This window comes from Moritella sp. Urea-trap-13, from assembly GCF_002836355.1.
GTDB lineage: Bacteria > Pseudomonadota > Gammaproteobacteria > Enterobacterales > Moritellaceae > Moritella.
In genome coordinates this window covers 72,385-87,222 of the sequence record NZ_PJCA01000034.1, presented here as the reverse complement: position 1 = coordinate 87,222, position 14,838 = coordinate 72,385, and the positions used below count along the sequence as shown (strand labels likewise).

Below are 14,838 nucleotides of genomic sequence, written 5' to 3'. Positions count from 1 at the left end.
TTGATTCAGGTTTTTTTATGCCTGAAATTTAGGCATACAGAAAAACAGATTGTGTGGAGTAGTCGTTCAGTTGGTGCTGAAAATGTTCCTTACATTTTTCTGCACTTCCACCATCCATGGTGGTCGTAGACTATTTATAAAAAGCGGGCTGTCACGCCGAGGGCCGAGAGTTGTGATTTATAACCGTCGTCCACTTTCTCTTTGCCAACAAACAATGAAAGCCTGAATCTAAAACTATTTATTAGAGATAGAGGCTTTTTTTATGCCTGAAATTCAATGAAAAATGGCACATAATTGTGCGAATACCTCCCCTCTCTCAACCTCTTTATATTGCTCGTGATAGAATCAGCTATGGCAAATTAAAGCCAACTTAATTTATTCATGATGCAATTAAAAGGACTCGGATTGGAATGATAAATAATGCGTTAATTGATCAGTTAGCAGCACTGGCTGTGATGCCTGTGATCCAAATTGAAAATGCCGATGATGCGGTGAAACTGGTTGAAGTATTATCTGATAACGGTTTACCTGCGGCAGAAATCACTTTTCGTAGTGCCGCTGCTGGTGAATCTATTCGCCGTATCCGCGCAGCGTTTCCGAATGTGCTCTTATGTGCTGGAACGGTATTAACCATAGCGCAAGTGGATGAAGCGGTAGCAGCGGGTGCTGACTTTATTATTAGCCCTGGCTTTAACCCGACCACTGTGAATTATTGCATTGATAATGGCATTAAAATTATTCCCGGTATTAATAACCCGAGTCAAATCGAGCAAGCCTTAGAGCTTGGCATCAAGGTGGTTAAATTCTTCCCTGCGGAAGCATCGGGTGGGGTTAACATGGTGAAAGCCTTAGTTGGACCCTATAGCCAAATCAAATTGATGCCTACAGGCGGTATTAAACCATCGAATGTAATGGACTATCTTGCTGTACCGCAAGTTGTTGCCTGTGGAGGTAGCTGGATCGCAACAACAGCTGCTATTACTAATAATGACTGGGATACCATTGCTAAAAATGCTCGTGAGACTTGCCAGTTAGTACAAGCTAAATAATAGCCACTGATAAATGGCCATGTGCATGGCTTTCAGCTAAAAATAAGCCCAAGTTATATTTGCATATACTTGGGCTTAAATTCTTTTATTCAGGCTCATCATTACACTGACTTGAGCTTACCTGAATTCACACGTTATCTTACGTGAGGATTAGTTCTTTTTTCATGACCGATAGTCGACGTTGGTCCATGACCCGGGAAGAATACGGTTTCTTCTGGTAATGTCCATAACTGGCCTTTGATCGCAGTCATCAAGGTATTAAAGCAGCCTTGTGGAAAATCAGTACGACCTATCGAACCACTGAACAGCACATCACCGACAATAACTTGTTTAGTCTCTGCGTGATTAAATACCACATGACCTGGAGTATGGCCTGGTGTGTGTAGCGCAGTTAATTGCTGATTACCAAATGTAATGGTATCGCCGTGTTCTAACCAGCGTTGTGGTTCAAATGGCGGTACTTCTGGAAAACCAAACATTTGTCCTTGCATCGGTAATTGATCTAACCAAAATTTGTCGGCAATATGTGGGCCTTCTATTGATACCTTTAATGCCGCTGAAAGTGCTTCAGTGCCGCCAACGTGATCCATATGACCATGGGTTAGAAAGATCTTTTCTACTTCTACACCGTATTTATTTACTTGGCTAAGAATCTTATCAATGTCACCACCGGGATCAACGATCGCGGCCTTCTTGGTTTCAGGGCAGATTAATAGACTGCAATTTTGTTCAAAAGGCGTAACTGGAATGACTTTAACTTGCATTGCTTATCTCTCTTGGCTAGATAGTTGTGTTTGTTTAGCTATATATAATATCGCTAGTTTACCGATTTGTACGACGAGAGTATACGGTGTAAATTGTTACATCATTGTTAAGTTATGATCTGGGTCAAAACAGATTTTTTATTGCTGGTTATCATAATAAACCTTATTTCTATTCTGTTAACGGAATTATTATGTATCCATTATTACTGCAAGCGCATCTGGCGTTACTGTTAATTAGCTTGTTAAGTTTTGCTTTACGTACATTTTGGGCGATTAAAGGCTCTGAATATATTAACAATGTGCTGTTATTTAAGATTCATAAAGTACTTAACCTAGTGCTTATTTTATCTGGCTTAGCTTTATGTGTGACGATCAATCAATATCCATTTATCGATGGCTGGGTAACTGAGAAGTTTGTGTTGTTATTTGCTTATGTCGGGTTTGCGATGTTGGCCTTTAAGCCGAAGATGAATTTAAAACTGCGTCAGTTTTGCATCGGGGTAACTATGGTGTTTTTTGTGATGATTTTTTATATCGCTAAAACTAAAGTGGCGTTATTTATTTAAAAGCTTGATTCTGTTATTGATGAATATCGATAATTAATGAAAAAAATGGCACCTACTTCGGTGCCATTTTTATTGCGGTATTTTGAGCAGTATTCTTTTTCAGAATTTGGTTACAGAGATTTATACTGAGCTTTTAAGCTGATTTTTATCAACCGTGTTCTTACTGAAAAAATAGTGTCCAAGCACCGAGGTAAATAATAGCAATGCCAGTATTAGCAATGGCGTATTACCAAAGCGGTTAAACGGTGTTGTCCCTTGATATGGGATGACATCAACACGTAATACCGCTTTTTTGAATTGTGCGATACGACCAGCTTCTTTACCTTGGGCATCATATACCGCTGTAATACCGGTATTGGTACTGCGGAGCACGGGGCGTTGGAATTCAAATGCCCGCATGCGTGCGATCTCTAAATGTTGATCCGGACCAATAGACGTACCAAACCAAGCGTCGTTACTGACCGTTAAAATAAAGCCGGTATCAGCTTTTACGGTATTCACTAAGGTTTGGTTGAAGGCTATCTCGTAGCATATTGCTGTGGCTATATGGACGTTACTGGCGGCTAAGTTTAGCTGTTCTTCACCACCACGTTGAAATGATGACATCGGCAAGTTGAATAATGGTGCAATTGGTCTTAACAGATCTTCAAACGGGACGAATTCTCCAATTGGTAACAGCTTATTCTTGTAATAACGGTCATTTACTGGCGAGTGGTTGGCATCTTGTTCAGGCGTACCAAGTACGATCACTGCATTGTAATATTCATCAATATTGTCTACGCGTTGATAGTTAATAATGCCGGTAATAAGCGTGGTATTGGTTTCACGCATTAATTCGGCTACATATTCCAAATAATTTTTTACTTGGAATTCTAATGCTGGGATCGCTGATTCTGGCCAGATGATAATATCTGCATCGGTATTGTCTAAACTGAGTGCTAAGTATTGATTGAGGATCTCTGCGCGTTTTTCTGGTAACCATTTTTCATCTTGATCAGTATTACCTTGCACTAAGGCGATTGATTTTACGGCTTCTGGCGTTGTCCATTGCAGGCCTTTTAAAGACACCGCTGAGATCACGATAACGGTAATTACCAGCGCGGGTAGCACTAACTTACGTTCACGGTAAGCATAATACAAGCTAGCGGTTATCAAGCAAACAGCCGCTGTGACGCCTTCAACACCGAGTATTGGCGCGAAACTAACGAGAGGGGTATCCATCTGGCTATAACCAAATTGCAGCCAAGGAAAGCCGGTCATGATCCAACCACGTAACCAATCTGTGATTAACCATATAGTTGGGAAAGCCACAAAGTAGCGTAGTAACGCCGAATGTGAGGTAAAACGATTAAGTAGATAAGCACAAAGCGCTGGGTATATAGCAAGATAAGCACATAATAGTACCACTAGTAATGCCGCTACAGGCACAGGCAAACCACCAAAGTCTAAGATACTTACTGCAATCCAATGAAGACCGGCAACGAAGAATCCAAGTCCCCACAGAAAAGCATAGCCTGCGGCGTGCTTGGCTGATTTATTGTCGAGAATAAAAAGTAGGGCAAATAATGATACGTATACGCTAATGGTGTAATCAAACGGCGCAAAAGCAAAGACGCTAAGTGCACCAGCCAGTGGCGCACTTATTTTATGAATCAGTGATTTGATAGGTTATTCCTTTGTAGCGATTTACAGCGACAAGCGGACTAACTTGCCACTGAGACGGTTAAGCGGACTCAGCTAAGCGCTCTTGCTGTGCTTCTGGTATCTTCACTTGTAGCTGAATGATACGGCGGCGGTCAGCAGAAATGACTTTAAATTGGTATCCATCAACAGTAATAATTTCGCCTTGCTCTGGTAAATGACCAAATGCATGGGCAATCATACCGCCTATGGTATCCACTTCATCATCGCTAAAGCGTGATGAGAAGTAATCATTGAAATCATCAACGGGTGTCAATGCTTGCACTGAGAATACACTTTTATTAATACGACGAATATCTTCTTGTGCCGATTCATCTTCATCGAATTCGTCTTCAATATCACCAACGATTTCTTCAAGAATATCTTCAATGGTGACAAGGCCTGACACACCACCAAATTCATCGACCACAACGGCCATATGGTAGCGTTTAGAACGAAACTCTTTGAGGAGCTTATCAACACGTTTACTTTCTGGTACAACAACGGCTGGACGTAGAATCGATGACAGTTCAAAACTATCCGACTCACCAGCAAACACAAATTTAAGCAGATCTTTGGCTAATAAGATCCCTTCGATATGATCTTTATCTTCATTGACGACCGGAAAGCGCGAGTGCGCAGAGTCAATCATGATTGGCAAAAATTCGTCTACACCTTGGCTCTTGTCGATGGTAATCATCTGTGAGCGTGGGATCATAATATCGCGTACTTTCAGTCCAGCGACTTCGAGTACACCTTCAATCATATCCTTGGTGTCTTGATCGATCAGTTCGCGATTTTCTGCATCCTGGATGACTTCTACAAGCTCTTCTCTGTTTCTCGGCTCACCTTGGAATAATTGAGAAAACTTTTCAAAAAACCCTTTTTTTGATGAACCGTTAGTCGAGTGAGGTTTGTCGTCGTTCATAGTTTGTTGTACCTAAGTTAAGTAAGGTTAATGATATTAATATTACTTTTCAGTAATATAGGGGTCTTCAAATTCGAGTTTTAGCATAATTTCGGTTTCTAGCGCTTCCATCTCGTCAGCTTCTTCATCGATAATATGATCATAGCCGAGTAAATGTAAAGTTCCATGAATAACCATGTGCGCCCAATGTGCGGTCAAAGGCTTTTGTTGCTCGAGTGCTTCACGTTCAACAACTTGTTTGCAGATGATCAAATCACCAAGCAGGTCTAATTCAATGCCTTCTGGTACTTCGAATGGAAACGACAGTACGTTGGTTGGTTTGTCTTTACCACGGTAATCGCGATTCAATTGTTGGCTTTCTTCGTTATCAACAATGCGTATAGTCACTTCGGCGCTCTCTTGAAACAGTTTAACCGCCGCATTTAGCCAAGTTGTAAATTGTAGTTCTGTTGGTAATTGCTGTTCATCTTCTGTCGCAATTTGTAAATCTAGTGTGGTATTCATTAGTCTTCATCCTTACGGGCAATGCCATTTTCAAAGTGTTCATAGGCATCGACAATTTTTGCAACAACAGGGTGGCGAACAATATCATTAGATATGAAAATGTTAAAACTGATTTCTTTAACTGGCTCAAGGACATCCATTGCATGGCGTAAACCAGATGTGATGTGCTTTGGTAAGTCTACTTGGGTAATATCGCCAGTGATCACCGCTTTGGAATTAAAGCCGATACGGGTTAAAAACATTTTCATTTGTTCAATGGTGGTGTTCTGACTTTCATCTAAAATAATAAATGCATCGTTTAATGTGCGCCCACGCATATAAGCAAGAGGTGCTATTTCTATGACATTGCGCTCAATTAAACGTTCCACTTTTTCAAAACCCAGCATTTCAAATAACGCGTCGTATAATGGCCGTAAATAAGGGTCTACTTTCTGGCTTAAATCACCGGGTAGAAAACCTAATTTTTCACCTGCTTCAACGGCTGGGCGTGTCAGTAATATACGGCGTACTTCTTGACGTTCTAATGCATCGACGGCAGCAGCTACGGCTAAATAAGTTTTACCTGTACCTGCAGGGCCAATACCAAAGGTTATATCATGGGTTAAAATATTGGCAATGTAATTGGCTTGATTGTCACTACGGGGTTTTATTATACCGCGCTTAGTCTTAATCACTGTATTAAAGCTGGCGACTTTTACAGTTGCTTCAGGTTCGACTAATCTGCATGCTTGTATTGCTAAGTGGATTTTTTCCGGTTCAATGTCGATTACTTGGCCTTTAACAGGCTGAGTCTCGACATAAAGATTACGAAGAATATCCATGCAACAATGGGCATTAACTGGGTTACCGGTAATATGGAATTGATTATTTTGATACGTAATTTCAACTTCTAAACGACGTTCTAGTTGTTTAAGGTTGTCATCAAACGGGCCACACAAATGTGCGAGCCTTGCGCTGTCGACTGGTTCTAAAAATATATCGAGCGTTGTCGTATTTTTATTCAAAATAGTCTCATTAGGCAGAGCCATTAACGATCATTAATGGCTCTAAGTCTAGCTCTTATGGGTTGAACTTAGCAACACCTAGCTCATTTGGTTGATTCGTAGTGCGTGCCAAGATCTCGCTTGGTTTAGTGTCACTACGTAGACCCATCTCATCTTCACCGCGGATGAATACACCACGGATAGAGTTAGGGAATACATCAACAATGTCGACATCAACAAAGGTACCGATGAGGTCCGGTGAACCTTCGAAGTTAACGACACGGTTATTCTCGGTGCGGCCAGTCAGTTCCATGATGTTTTTCTTCGATGGACCTTCAACTAGAATACGTTGTGTTGTGTTAACCATGTCACGACCAATTTTTTGTGACATTTGGCTAATACGCGTTTGTAGAATTTTCAAACGTTCTTTCTTTTCTTCTAACGATACATCATCAGGTAAATCTGCAGCAGGCGTACCAGGACGTGCGCTGTAGATAAAGCTGAAGCTGATATCGTATTCGATGTCTTCAATCAGTTTCATGGTATCAGCGAAGTCTTGCTTGCTTTCACCAGGGAAACCAATGATGAAATCTGAGCTCATAACTAAGCCCGGACGTGCTTTACGCAGTTTACGGATCAATGATTTATATTCAATGGCTGTATGAGCACGCTTCATCAAGGTCAAGATTCGGTCTGAACCTGACTGTACTGGTAAGTGTAAGTGTGACACCACTTCCGGTGTATCTTGATATACTTCAACGATATCGCTAGTGAACTCAATTGGATGGCTAGTGGTATAACGAATACGGTCGATACCATCAATCGCAGCAACATAACGTAACAGGTCTGCAAATGAACACATATCATTGTCGTGCATTTCACCACGGTATGCGTTGGCATTTTGACCTAGTAGGTTAACTTCACGTACACCTTGTTCTGCCAGTTGGGCTATCTCGTATAAGATATCGTCAAGTGGACGACTTACTTCTTCGCCACGAGTATAAGGTACTACGCAGAACGTACAGTATTTTGAACAGCCTTCCATAATAGAAACGAATGCAGATACACCTTCGGCACGCGGCTCTGGTAAACGGTCAAACTTTTCGATTTCAGGGAAACTAACATCAACCAGGCCTTTTTTACCGGCTTGGGCGTCGACGATCATTTCTGGTAAACGGTGCAGTGTCTGCGGACCAAATACTAGGTTTACAATCGGTGCGCGTTTTTGAATCTCAGCACCTTCTTGTGATGCGACGCAGCCACCAACCCCAATCACTAATTTTGGATTGCGTTTTTTTAGCTTTTTCCAACGGCCAAGTTGGTGGAATACTTTTTCTTGCGCTTTTTCTCTGATAGAACAGGTGTTTAATAGAAGAACATCCGCTTCCTCTGGGTTGTCAGTCAGTTCAAAACCATTTTCGGCATTTAACAAATCTGCCATTTTTGATGAATCGTATTCGTTCATCTGGCAGCCCCAGGTTTTAATGTGCAGTTTTTTACTCATTATCCACGTTGCTCTTTATTATTTATTGCTATATTCGGGTTGTGTGAGAACACACAGAAGATCGCGTATTCTACTGCCTTAATACGCTGTTGACTAGACGTTATCTGTGCTTCTATGCATAAATTTACTGTAACTTTCATTGCACAAAGCAATCATTTAGACGTAAAGCTTGGTAGAATTCTGATTCAGATAAGAATTTATCCTTAAACGGTTCAGGAAGCACGATGCAGGAATTTGATGTAATTATTGTTGGTGGTGGGATGGTCGGTGCCAGTACCGCTAATTTACTCGCACCTTCGGGACTTAAGATTGCGATAATTGAAGCGGAAGTGCCAGCTGCGTTCTCATTTGAGCAACCAATGGATTTGCGTGTATCGGCAATCAGTTTGGCCTCTCAACAGTTGCTTGTTGCGACAGGTGCTTGGAGTAACATCAGAGAAATGCGTCTTTGTCCTTACCGTCGTTTGGAAACTTGGGATCAAGGTGGTTGTGAGACTAAGTTCCATGCTAACGATATTGGTCATGATAAGTTAGGCTACATAATTGAAAATCGGGTGATCCAGTTAGGTTTGCTCGAAGCGATGAAACGGCATGAAAATGTGCAGTTAATGTGCCCAGAGAAAGTCGCCACGCTAGCGCAGTACCGCGATCACGCAGAGATCATACTGACATCAGGGGTTAAGTTACGTGCTAAGTTAGTGCTGGCCGCTGATGGTGCCAATTCAATTATTCGTCATCAGAGTAATATTGGTATTAGCAGCTGGGATTATCGTCAAAATTGTATGTTAATTAATATTGATACCGAGCAAGCACAACAAGACGTGACCTGGCAGGAGTTTTCGCCGACAGGACCAATGGCGCTATTACCGTTACCGGGTCATAAGGCATCGTTGGTTTGGTATCATCAAACGGCGCAAATCAATTATCTAAGTAAGTTATCTAACGCCGAACTGAAGAAGGAAGTTCAACAACACTTTCCTGATTTAATTGGTGAATTTGAAATTACTAATCACGGTTCATTCCCGTTAACCCGTCGTCATGCTCAGCAGTATTATAAAGGCCGAGTGGTGTTACTGGGGGATGCTGCGCATACAATTAACCCATTAGCAGGGCAGGGCGTTAATATCGGTTTTAAAGATGTGAATGTGTTATGCGAACTCATTAGAAGTGCCGTTATTGAAGGGGAAGCGTGGGATACTGAAGCGCTATTAAAACAATACCAGCGCACGAGAAGGCCAGATAACCTATTAATGCAAACCAGCATGGATCTGTTTTATTCGGTATTCAGTAATAACTCCGCGCCAATTAAGCTACTGCGTAATCTTGGACTTGCAGTCGCACAACGCGCCGGACCGTTAAAGCGTCAGGCGCTGCGCTATGCGATTGGTTTAAGTTAGCGGTTATTAACGATGACGCTTAACTTAATTTAAACTCTTTTACTTTCGCGAGTAGCTCCGTTGAGTGGCTGAGTAAGTCTTGGCTGATACTGTTTGCGTGCGTTGCTACTACCGTTGTTTCATCCGAGTGAACGGCAATCATTTCAATGTTGTGTTGAATATCAGTGGTCAGTTCTTGTTGCGTTATCGATGACTCGGTAACGGAATCGTTGAGCTGATTGATCTCCTGCATTTCCCGGGCAATTTCATTTAACATATCTGCTAATTGCGATACTTTGATCGCGCCTTCTGCCGCTGTTACTTTGGCGGTATCCATCGCAGAAAACGAGCTGTTTGATGTTTCAATCAATGAACTGACAATGGTTTGTATTTCTTTGGTTGAGTTATTGGTCTTAATCGCTAATGCTCGTACTTCTTCTGCTACTACTGCAAAACCACGACCACTTTCCCCTGCTCGAGCTGCTTCGATAGCGGCATTTAGCGCGAGTAAATTGGTCTGTTCGGAAATGGAATTAATCACCCCTAAGATTTTGGTGACGTTATTGGTTTGTTCACCCAGTAGATGCATTTTATCGACGACGTGATCAAGCTGTGTTGTCAGTATGCTTATTTCATCAATGGTGGCAGTGGCTAAAACATTACCTTTATCCGTTTGTAATGCCGCTTGTGTGGATGCTACCGTGGTCATTGTCGCTTTTGTCTTAATATCTTCAACCTGAGTCTGCATGGTCGCGATACTAGCGTTAATGGTTGCGGCTTCTTGTTTCTGTTGATTCGCCGAGTTATAGGTTTGCGTTGATGCGGTACTCAGCTTAGTTGAGATATCTTCTAATTGTTCAGCGGTATTGAGTACATGAGTCAGGCTGTAATGGAAATTACTCATCATGTAATTAAACGCGGTGACCATACGGCCAATTTCGTCATGGTTTTTGACTTCAATAAGAGTCGTGACATCTTGGGTATCACTGGCGAGTTCCATGCTGTCGGTCAGTTCGCTAATAGGCTTGAGGATAACTTTACGAATGATGAATAGGGTGAGTAGTAAACCGGCAAATAACACCACGGCTAAGATCGCACTCGAGCGTAAAATGTTTTGTTGTACTTGTTGGTAGAAGTGGGTCAGGGAGTATTCGAGTCTGACTGCGCCGAGTACATCGCCTTCTTTGGCATTGTGACAAGCTGTGCAATCAGTACCACGGTAATTTTTTGATGCGATAAGAGGTTTGGTGATTAATAGCGTTTCACCTTCTGGCGTGCTAATAACTTGGGTGATATCTTCACCTGCAAGTGCGCGGCGGTCAAAGTCATCTTTGATTTGCTCGCTGGCTAAGCCTGGACCATACAGCTGATTAACCTTATCTGCTCTGACGATACGGATATCGGCAATGTTATCGTTCTCTAGCATTTTGTGACGCAAGGTTTCACGTTGACCGATACTGCCAGTGAGCATCATGGTATTTAAACTATCGAAGTAAGTATCAGCTTGCTCATGGGCTTGTTGTTCTAAAATAGATAAAACCAAGGCTGTTTCTTGCTTACTTTGTGATAACGCTGAAATCGCGAGGATCAGGATAAACAGACTGCTCAATGCGAGGTTTATTTTTTTAGCTATAGAGACATTTTTTAACATTGTTTCTTCCCATCTGAAACCAACCAAAATAGATCAACCACTTACTGATCATCATTGGTATTTTAATTCTACTGTTATTAGTAGGGTTAATCGTAACAAATTAATGTTGGTACAGATAGGATATCGGCCAAAAGAGGTATTTTCTTAGCGCAAATGTAAAAAATAAGTTAATTAAGTGGAATGTAAGGATATGACTAACTGATAGTGACAATGAGGGGGAATAAAATTTGCGTAATAATGACATTCATCTTTAAAATGCTGAATTTAGAATTTAGAATTTAGAATTTAGAATTTAGCAGAGGTATTAAAGGGGGGAAGTAAATTAGAAAAAGTGGCAGGGATATGAGGATTTGAACCTCAGAATCCCGAGATCAAAACCCGGTGCCTTACCGCTTGGCGATATCCCTACAAATCTTTCTACAGCATGGCTGTATTGTGCAATAAAACATGGTGCGGAAGGAGAGACTTGAACTCTCACACTTTGCAATACTAGAACCTAAATCTAGCGCGTCTACCAATTCCGCCACTTCCGCAATGTTTTATTTTAAAATAAGAATGGTGGCCATGACGGGACTTGAACCTGTGACCCCAGCATTATGAATGCTGTGCTCTAACCAGCTGAGCTACATGGCCATTCTTACTTTTTTTTCATTCTACCCGTATAAATACGAATAAAATAAAAGTGGCAGGGATATGAGGATTTGAACCTCAGAATCCCGAGATCAAAACCCGGTGCCTTACCGCTTGGCGATATCCCTACAATTCTTCATACAACCGAAGTCGTACTTAAAGCATGGTGCGGAAGGAGAGACTTGAACTCTCACACTTTGCAATACTAGAACCTAAATCTAGCGCGTCTACCAATTCCGCCACTTCCGCACAATATTCTTTATCTTTACAAGGTTGGTAGTATTGAATGGTTAGAGTTCAATAAACCTTATAAAGTTAACACTGACCGAAGTCTGTGTTGGTATATGGCAGGGATATGAGGATTTGAACCTCAGAATCCCGAGATCAAAACCCGGTGCCTTACCGCTTGGCGATATCCCTACAATCTGTTCATGAACATTACTTATTACTAAGTAAGTCATGTTAAAGCATGGTGCGGAAGGAGAGACTTGAACTCTCACACTTTGCAATACTAGAACCTAAATCTAGCGCGTCTACCAATTCCGCCACTTCCGCACAATATTCTTTGTATTTATAAACTTGGTAGTGTTAAACAAATTAATGTGTAACAGCGTTTATAAATTTAACAATCCGCTAATAATAGCCAATCGTTTATATAATGGCAGGGATATGAGGATTTGAACCTCAGAATCCCGAGATCAAAACCCGGTGCCTTACCGCTTGGCGATATCCCTACAATTCGAATTAAGATGGTGGCCATGACGGGACTTGAACCTGTGACCCCAGCATTATGAATGCTGTGCTCTAACCAGCTGAGCTACATGGCCATCTTAAATCGCATTCCGACTAGCAGTTAACTGTTTCGTTGGAACGGGGCGCATTATGCTAATTACAGCGATATTCGTCAACTGTTTTTTAGTATAAAAACATATTTTGCTGCACCTGTTGAAATTCTGTACTAATCCTGTTGTCACTCTATGCTATTTGTAGAAAAAGTGCAAACGTGGATAATTCAACATTGCTAAAGAGGATTGCGAATTATTTAACGATTTGATCTGTATTTCATTATTTTAACTAATGCCTCATTGTTTCTAGGCAAATAGCGTTGCGACTAAGCATAAAAATAAAAAACGCCGGCTATTGCCAGCGCTTATTGTGCTTACTCTAAAGTTAAGCTAATTTTTTAGCTTAACTTTCTTAAGTCGCTTAGCTTAAGTGCAATTATACGTTGAAACGGAAATGTACCACATCACCATCTTTAACGATGTAATCTTTACCTTCTAGACGCCATTGACCTGCGGTCTTAGCGCCTGCTTCACCTTTATTTTCGATGAATGCAGCATAAGGGATAACTTCTGCGCGGATGAAGCCTTTCTCGAAGTCAGTATGGATCTTGCCCGCTGCTTGTGGTGCAGTTGCGTTTACTGGAATCGTCCATGCTCGTACTTCTTTAACGCCTGCAGTGAAATAAGTTTGCAGTGTTAGTAGCTCGTAACCTGCACGAATTACACGGTTAAGACCCGGTTCTTCGATACCCATGTCTTCCATGAACTCTGCTCGTTCTTCATCTTCAAGTTCAGCGATGTCTGATTCCATTGATGCACAGATAGCAACAACGACTGCATTTTCTGTTGCAGCAAGTTCACGTACTGAATCTAAGAATGCGTTATCTTCAAAGCCATCTTCAGCAACGTTGGCAATGTACATTGTTGGTTTTAGCGTTAAGAAATTCATGTATTCAATTGCAGCAACTTCTTCTTTAGATAGTTCTAAAGAACGGATCATTTCGCCTTCACCAAGGTGAGCCATGATTTTTTCAATCACTGGTACTTCAAATTTAGCGTCTTTATCGCCGCCTTTGGCTTTTTTAGCTAAGCGTAACACTGCGCGTTCACAGCTGTCTAGATCGGCTAGTGCAAGTTCAGTGTTGATGATTTCGATGTCATCTAATGGTGAGATTTTGTTGTTGACGTGAATGATGTTGTCATCTTCAAAACAACGTACAACATGACCAATTGCGTCTGTTTCACGGATGTTCGCTAGGAATTTATTACCTAGACCTTCACCTTTTGATGCGCCTGCTACTAAGCCTGCGATATCAACGAATTCCATCGTAGTTGGCAATACACGTTCAGGGTTTACGATCGCAGATAATGCATCTAAACGCTTATCTGGCACTGGAACCACACCGGTATTTGGCTCAATTGTGCAGAATGGGAAGTTGGCAGCTTCGATACCAGCTTGTGTTAATGCATTAAATAGTGTTGATTTACCTACGTTTGGTAAGCCTACGATACCGCATTTAAAACCCATGTTATTTACCTTATTTGCTATGACACTAAAATTGGTACATACAAGTAATGATGTTAGTTGTATGTGTTAAATTGTTTGTTTTTATTAACTATTGTGCTTTAAATGTATGTAAGCGACTCATCGCTTTAATCATGCCATCTTTAGCTAAAACATCGATACAGCGCACTGCTTCATCAATCGCTGCATCCATTTGTTCTTGTTCTATCTTTTGTGCTTTGCCAAGTACATAACCGGTTACTTGTTCTTTGCTACCGGGATGGCCAATGCCTATGCGCAAACGGAAAAATTCTTTGCTGTTGGCCATTTTACTTATAATGTCTTTCAGACCATTATGGCCACCGTGGCTACCGCCTTGTTTAAACTTAGCCACGCCTGGTGGTAAATCTAACTCATCATGAACCACTAAAATTTCGGTTACATCTATCTGGTAAAACTTGGCAATCGCAGCGACTGATTTACCACTTAAATTCATGAATGTGGTTGGTACAAGTAAGCGCACATCTTGGCCTGCCACATTGATGCGGGCTGTATAACCAAAATATTTTGCTTCTTCACGTAATTGCGTGTTGTGCCACTTTGCTAATTCGTTAATAAACCAAGCACCGGCATTATGACGTGTGCGGCTGTATTCTTGTCCTGGATTAGCCAGGCCGACAATTAAACGAATGTCGTTGCTCATGGTATACCTATATTACTGTAATGAGTGCTTAATGAGTGTTCGAGTGAATCGAACCTTACCCATTGGATAAAAAACGCGCTATTTTACCTTGTGTGAGCGCAAAGCTCAACTGGCGGATGAGTCAAAGGCTGCATTGTGGGTCGCGACGTTGAAAAACTGAGGTTATATAGCACTAGAAATTGAGGTTAATAGAACTAAAAAACCGAGCCTG

General features: G+C 41.4%; 12 protein-coding genes and 9 tRNA genes. 3 read left to right on the top strand and 18 right to left on the bottom strand.

All coding sequences use genetic code 11. From position 1 onward, the window contains the following. Positions 1 to 410 precede the first annotated feature (410 nt). Positions 411 to 1,049: a bifunctional 4-hydroxy-2-oxoglutarate aldolase/2-dehydro-3-deoxy-phosphogluconate aldolase gene (locus CXF93_RS16275; protein WP_101063582.1), complete on the top strand. Its 639-nt coding sequence runs from the start codon at positions 411 to 413 to the stop codon at positions 1,047 to 1,049. A 134-nt stretch (positions 1,050 to 1,183) separates the two neighbouring features. Here the strand turns inward: CXF93_RS16275 and CXF93_RS16270 are convergent, their stop codons facing one another. Beyond that, complete coding sequence (locus CXF93_RS16270) at positions 1,184 to 1,813, bottom strand: MBL fold metallo-hydrolase (RefSeq protein ID WP_101063581.1); 630 nt, start codon at positions 1,811 to 1,813, stop codon at positions 1,184 to 1,186. Between the two features lie 191 nt (positions 1,814 to 2,004). On the opposite strand from CXF93_RS16270, the gene CXF93_RS16265 reads away from it, so the two are divergent. Then, entirely contained in the window at positions 2,005 to 2,379 is a 375-nt protein-coding gene (locus CXF93_RS16265) for a SirB2 family protein (RefSeq protein ID WP_101063580.1), read from the top strand. A 120-nt stretch (positions 2,380 to 2,499) separates the two neighbouring features. Here CXF93_RS16265 and lnt read toward each other — a convergent pair whose 3' ends face one another. The 5 genes from lnt to miaB form a co-directional block, all read right to left on the bottom strand. Next, complete coding sequence (lnt, locus tag CXF93_RS16260) at positions 2,500 to 4,011, bottom strand: apolipoprotein N-acyltransferase (RefSeq protein ID WP_255418847.1); 1,512 nt, start codon at positions 4,009 to 4,011, stop codon at positions 2,500 to 2,502. Between the two features lie 91 nt (positions 4,012 to 4,102). After that, positions 4,103 to 4,987, bottom strand: coding sequence for a CNNM family magnesium/cobalt transport protein CorC (gene corC, locus CXF93_RS16255; RefSeq protein ID WP_101063578.1), 885 nt, complete (start codon positions 4,985 to 4,987; stop codon positions 4,103 to 4,105). Positions 4,988 to 5,029: 42 nt separating this feature from the next. Further along, positions 5,030 to 5,491 (bottom strand): rRNA maturation RNase YbeY, encoded by a 462-nt coding sequence (ybeY, locus tag CXF93_RS16250; RefSeq protein ID WP_101063577.1) that lies wholly within the window; start codon positions 5,489 to 5,491, stop codon positions 5,030 to 5,032. Beyond that, positions 5,491 to 6,519 carry a PhoH family protein gene (locus tag CXF93_RS16245; RefSeq protein ID WP_101063576.1) on the bottom strand — a complete coding sequence of 343 codons (1,029 nt, stop codon included), beginning with the start codon at positions 6,517 to 6,519 and terminating at the stop codon, positions 5,491 to 5,493. The genes ybeY and CXF93_RS16245 overlap by 1 nt, the downstream gene beginning before the upstream one ends. Positions 6,520 to 6,550: 31 nt before the next feature. Further along, positions 6,551 to 7,978 (bottom strand): tRNA (N6-isopentenyl adenosine(37)-C2)-methylthiotransferase MiaB, encoded by a 1,428-nt coding sequence (miaB, locus tag CXF93_RS16240; protein WP_101063575.1) that lies wholly within the window; start codon positions 7,976 to 7,978, stop codon positions 6,551 to 6,553. A gap of 224 nt (positions 7,979 to 8,202) precedes the next feature. Between miaB and CXF93_RS16235 the strand changes: the two genes are divergently transcribed. Then, a complete protein-coding gene (locus tag CXF93_RS16235) occupies positions 8,203 to 9,375 on the top strand; it encodes an FAD-dependent oxidoreductase (RefSeq protein WP_101063574.1) in 1,173 nt (390 codons plus the stop codon). 19 nt (positions 9,376 to 9,394) lie between these two features. Here the strand turns inward: CXF93_RS16235 and CXF93_RS16230 are convergent, their stop codons facing one another. The 12 genes from CXF93_RS16230 to pth all read right to left on the bottom strand — a co-directional run bounded on the left by CXF93_RS16230 (position 9,395) and on the right by pth (position 14,627). After that, on the bottom strand, positions 9,395 to 11,005 hold the full coding sequence (locus CXF93_RS16230) for a methyl-accepting chemotaxis protein (RefSeq protein ID WP_101063573.1): 1,611 nt from the start codon (positions 11,003 to 11,005) through the stop codon (positions 9,395 to 9,397). A 332-nt stretch (positions 11,006 to 11,337) separates the two neighbouring features. Continuing rightward, positions 11,338 to 11,412, bottom strand: a tRNA-Gln gene (locus tag CXF93_RS16225). Positions 11,413 to 11,453: 41 nt separating this feature from the next. After that, positions 11,454 to 11,538 (bottom strand) — tRNA-Leu (locus CXF93_RS16220). Positions 11,539 to 11,561: 23 nt separating this feature from the next. Beyond that, positions 11,562 to 11,638 (bottom strand) — tRNA-Met (locus CXF93_RS16215). 50 nt (positions 11,639 to 11,688) lie between these two features. Continuing rightward, positions 11,689 to 11,763 (bottom strand) — tRNA-Gln (locus CXF93_RS16210). 36 nt (positions 11,764 to 11,799) lie between these two features. Beyond that, positions 11,800 to 11,884 (bottom strand) — tRNA-Leu (locus CXF93_RS16205). 96 nt (positions 11,885 to 11,980) lie between these two features. Next, positions 11,981 to 12,055: transfer RNA gene (locus CXF93_RS16200), tRNA-Gln, on the bottom strand. A gap of 50 nt (positions 12,056 to 12,105) precedes the next feature. Next, positions 12,106 to 12,190 (bottom strand) — tRNA-Leu (locus CXF93_RS16195). Positions 12,191 to 12,294: 104 nt separating this feature from the next. Continuing rightward, positions 12,295 to 12,369 (bottom strand) — tRNA-Gln (locus tag CXF93_RS16190). 16 nt (positions 12,370 to 12,385) lie between these two features. Continuing rightward, positions 12,386 to 12,462: transfer RNA gene (locus CXF93_RS16185), tRNA-Met, on the bottom strand. Between the two features lie 394 nt (positions 12,463 to 12,856). After that, positions 12,857 to 13,948, bottom strand: a complete 1,092-nt coding sequence (ychF, locus tag CXF93_RS16180) for a redox-regulated ATPase YchF (RefSeq protein WP_101063572.1) — start codon at positions 13,946 to 13,948, stop codon at positions 12,857 to 12,859. Between the two features lie 88 nt (positions 13,949 to 14,036). Then, positions 14,037 to 14,627 (bottom strand): aminoacyl-tRNA hydrolase, encoded by a 591-nt coding sequence (gene pth, locus CXF93_RS16175; protein WP_101063571.1) that lies wholly within the window; start codon positions 14,625 to 14,627, stop codon positions 14,037 to 14,039. Between the last annotated feature and the right edge of the window lie 211 nt (positions 14,628 to 14,838).

Excerpts from the sequence above, each read along its gene's own strand:
- ybeY (WP_101063577.1), bottom strand. The coding sequence starts at position 5,491 with ATGAATACCACACTAGATTTACAAATTGCGACAGAAGATGAACAGCAA.
- pth (WP_101063571.1), bottom strand. The coding sequence starts at position 14,627 with ATGAGCAACGACATTCGTTTAATTGTCGGCCTGGCTAATCCAGGACAA.
- ychF (WP_101063572.1), bottom strand. The coding sequence starts at position 13,948 with ATGGGTTTTAAATGCGGTATCGTAGGCTTACCAAACGTAGGTAAATCA.
- CXF93_RS16235 (WP_101063574.1), top strand. The coding sequence starts at position 8,203 with ATGCAGGAATTTGATGTAATTATTGTTGGTGGTGGGATGGTCGGTGCC.
- CXF93_RS16245 (WP_101063576.1), bottom strand. The coding sequence starts at position 6,519 with ATGGCTCTGCCTAATGAGACTATTTTGAATAAAAATACGACAACGCTC.
- CXF93_RS16270 (WP_101063581.1), bottom strand. The coding sequence starts at position 1,813 with ATGCAAGTTAAAGTCATTCCAGTTACGCCTTTTGAACAAAATTGCAGT.
- corC (WP_101063578.1), bottom strand. The coding sequence starts at position 4,987 with ATGAACGACGACAAACCTCACTCGACTAACGGTTCATCAAAAAAAGGG.
- CXF93_RS16265 (WP_101063580.1), top strand. The coding sequence starts at position 2,005 with ATGTATCCATTATTACTGCAAGCGCATCTGGCGTTACTGTTAATTAGC.
- CXF93_RS16275 (WP_101063582.1), top strand. The coding sequence starts at position 411 with ATGATAAATAATGCGTTAATTGATCAGTTAGCAGCACTGGCTGTGATG.
- miaB (WP_101063575.1), bottom strand. The coding sequence starts at position 7,978 with ATGAGTAAAAAACTGCACATTAAAACCTGGGGCTGCCAGATGAACGAA.
- CXF93_RS16230 (WP_101063573.1), bottom strand. The coding sequence starts at position 11,005 with ATGTTAAAAAATGTCTCTATAGCTAAAAAAATAAACCTCGCATTGAGC.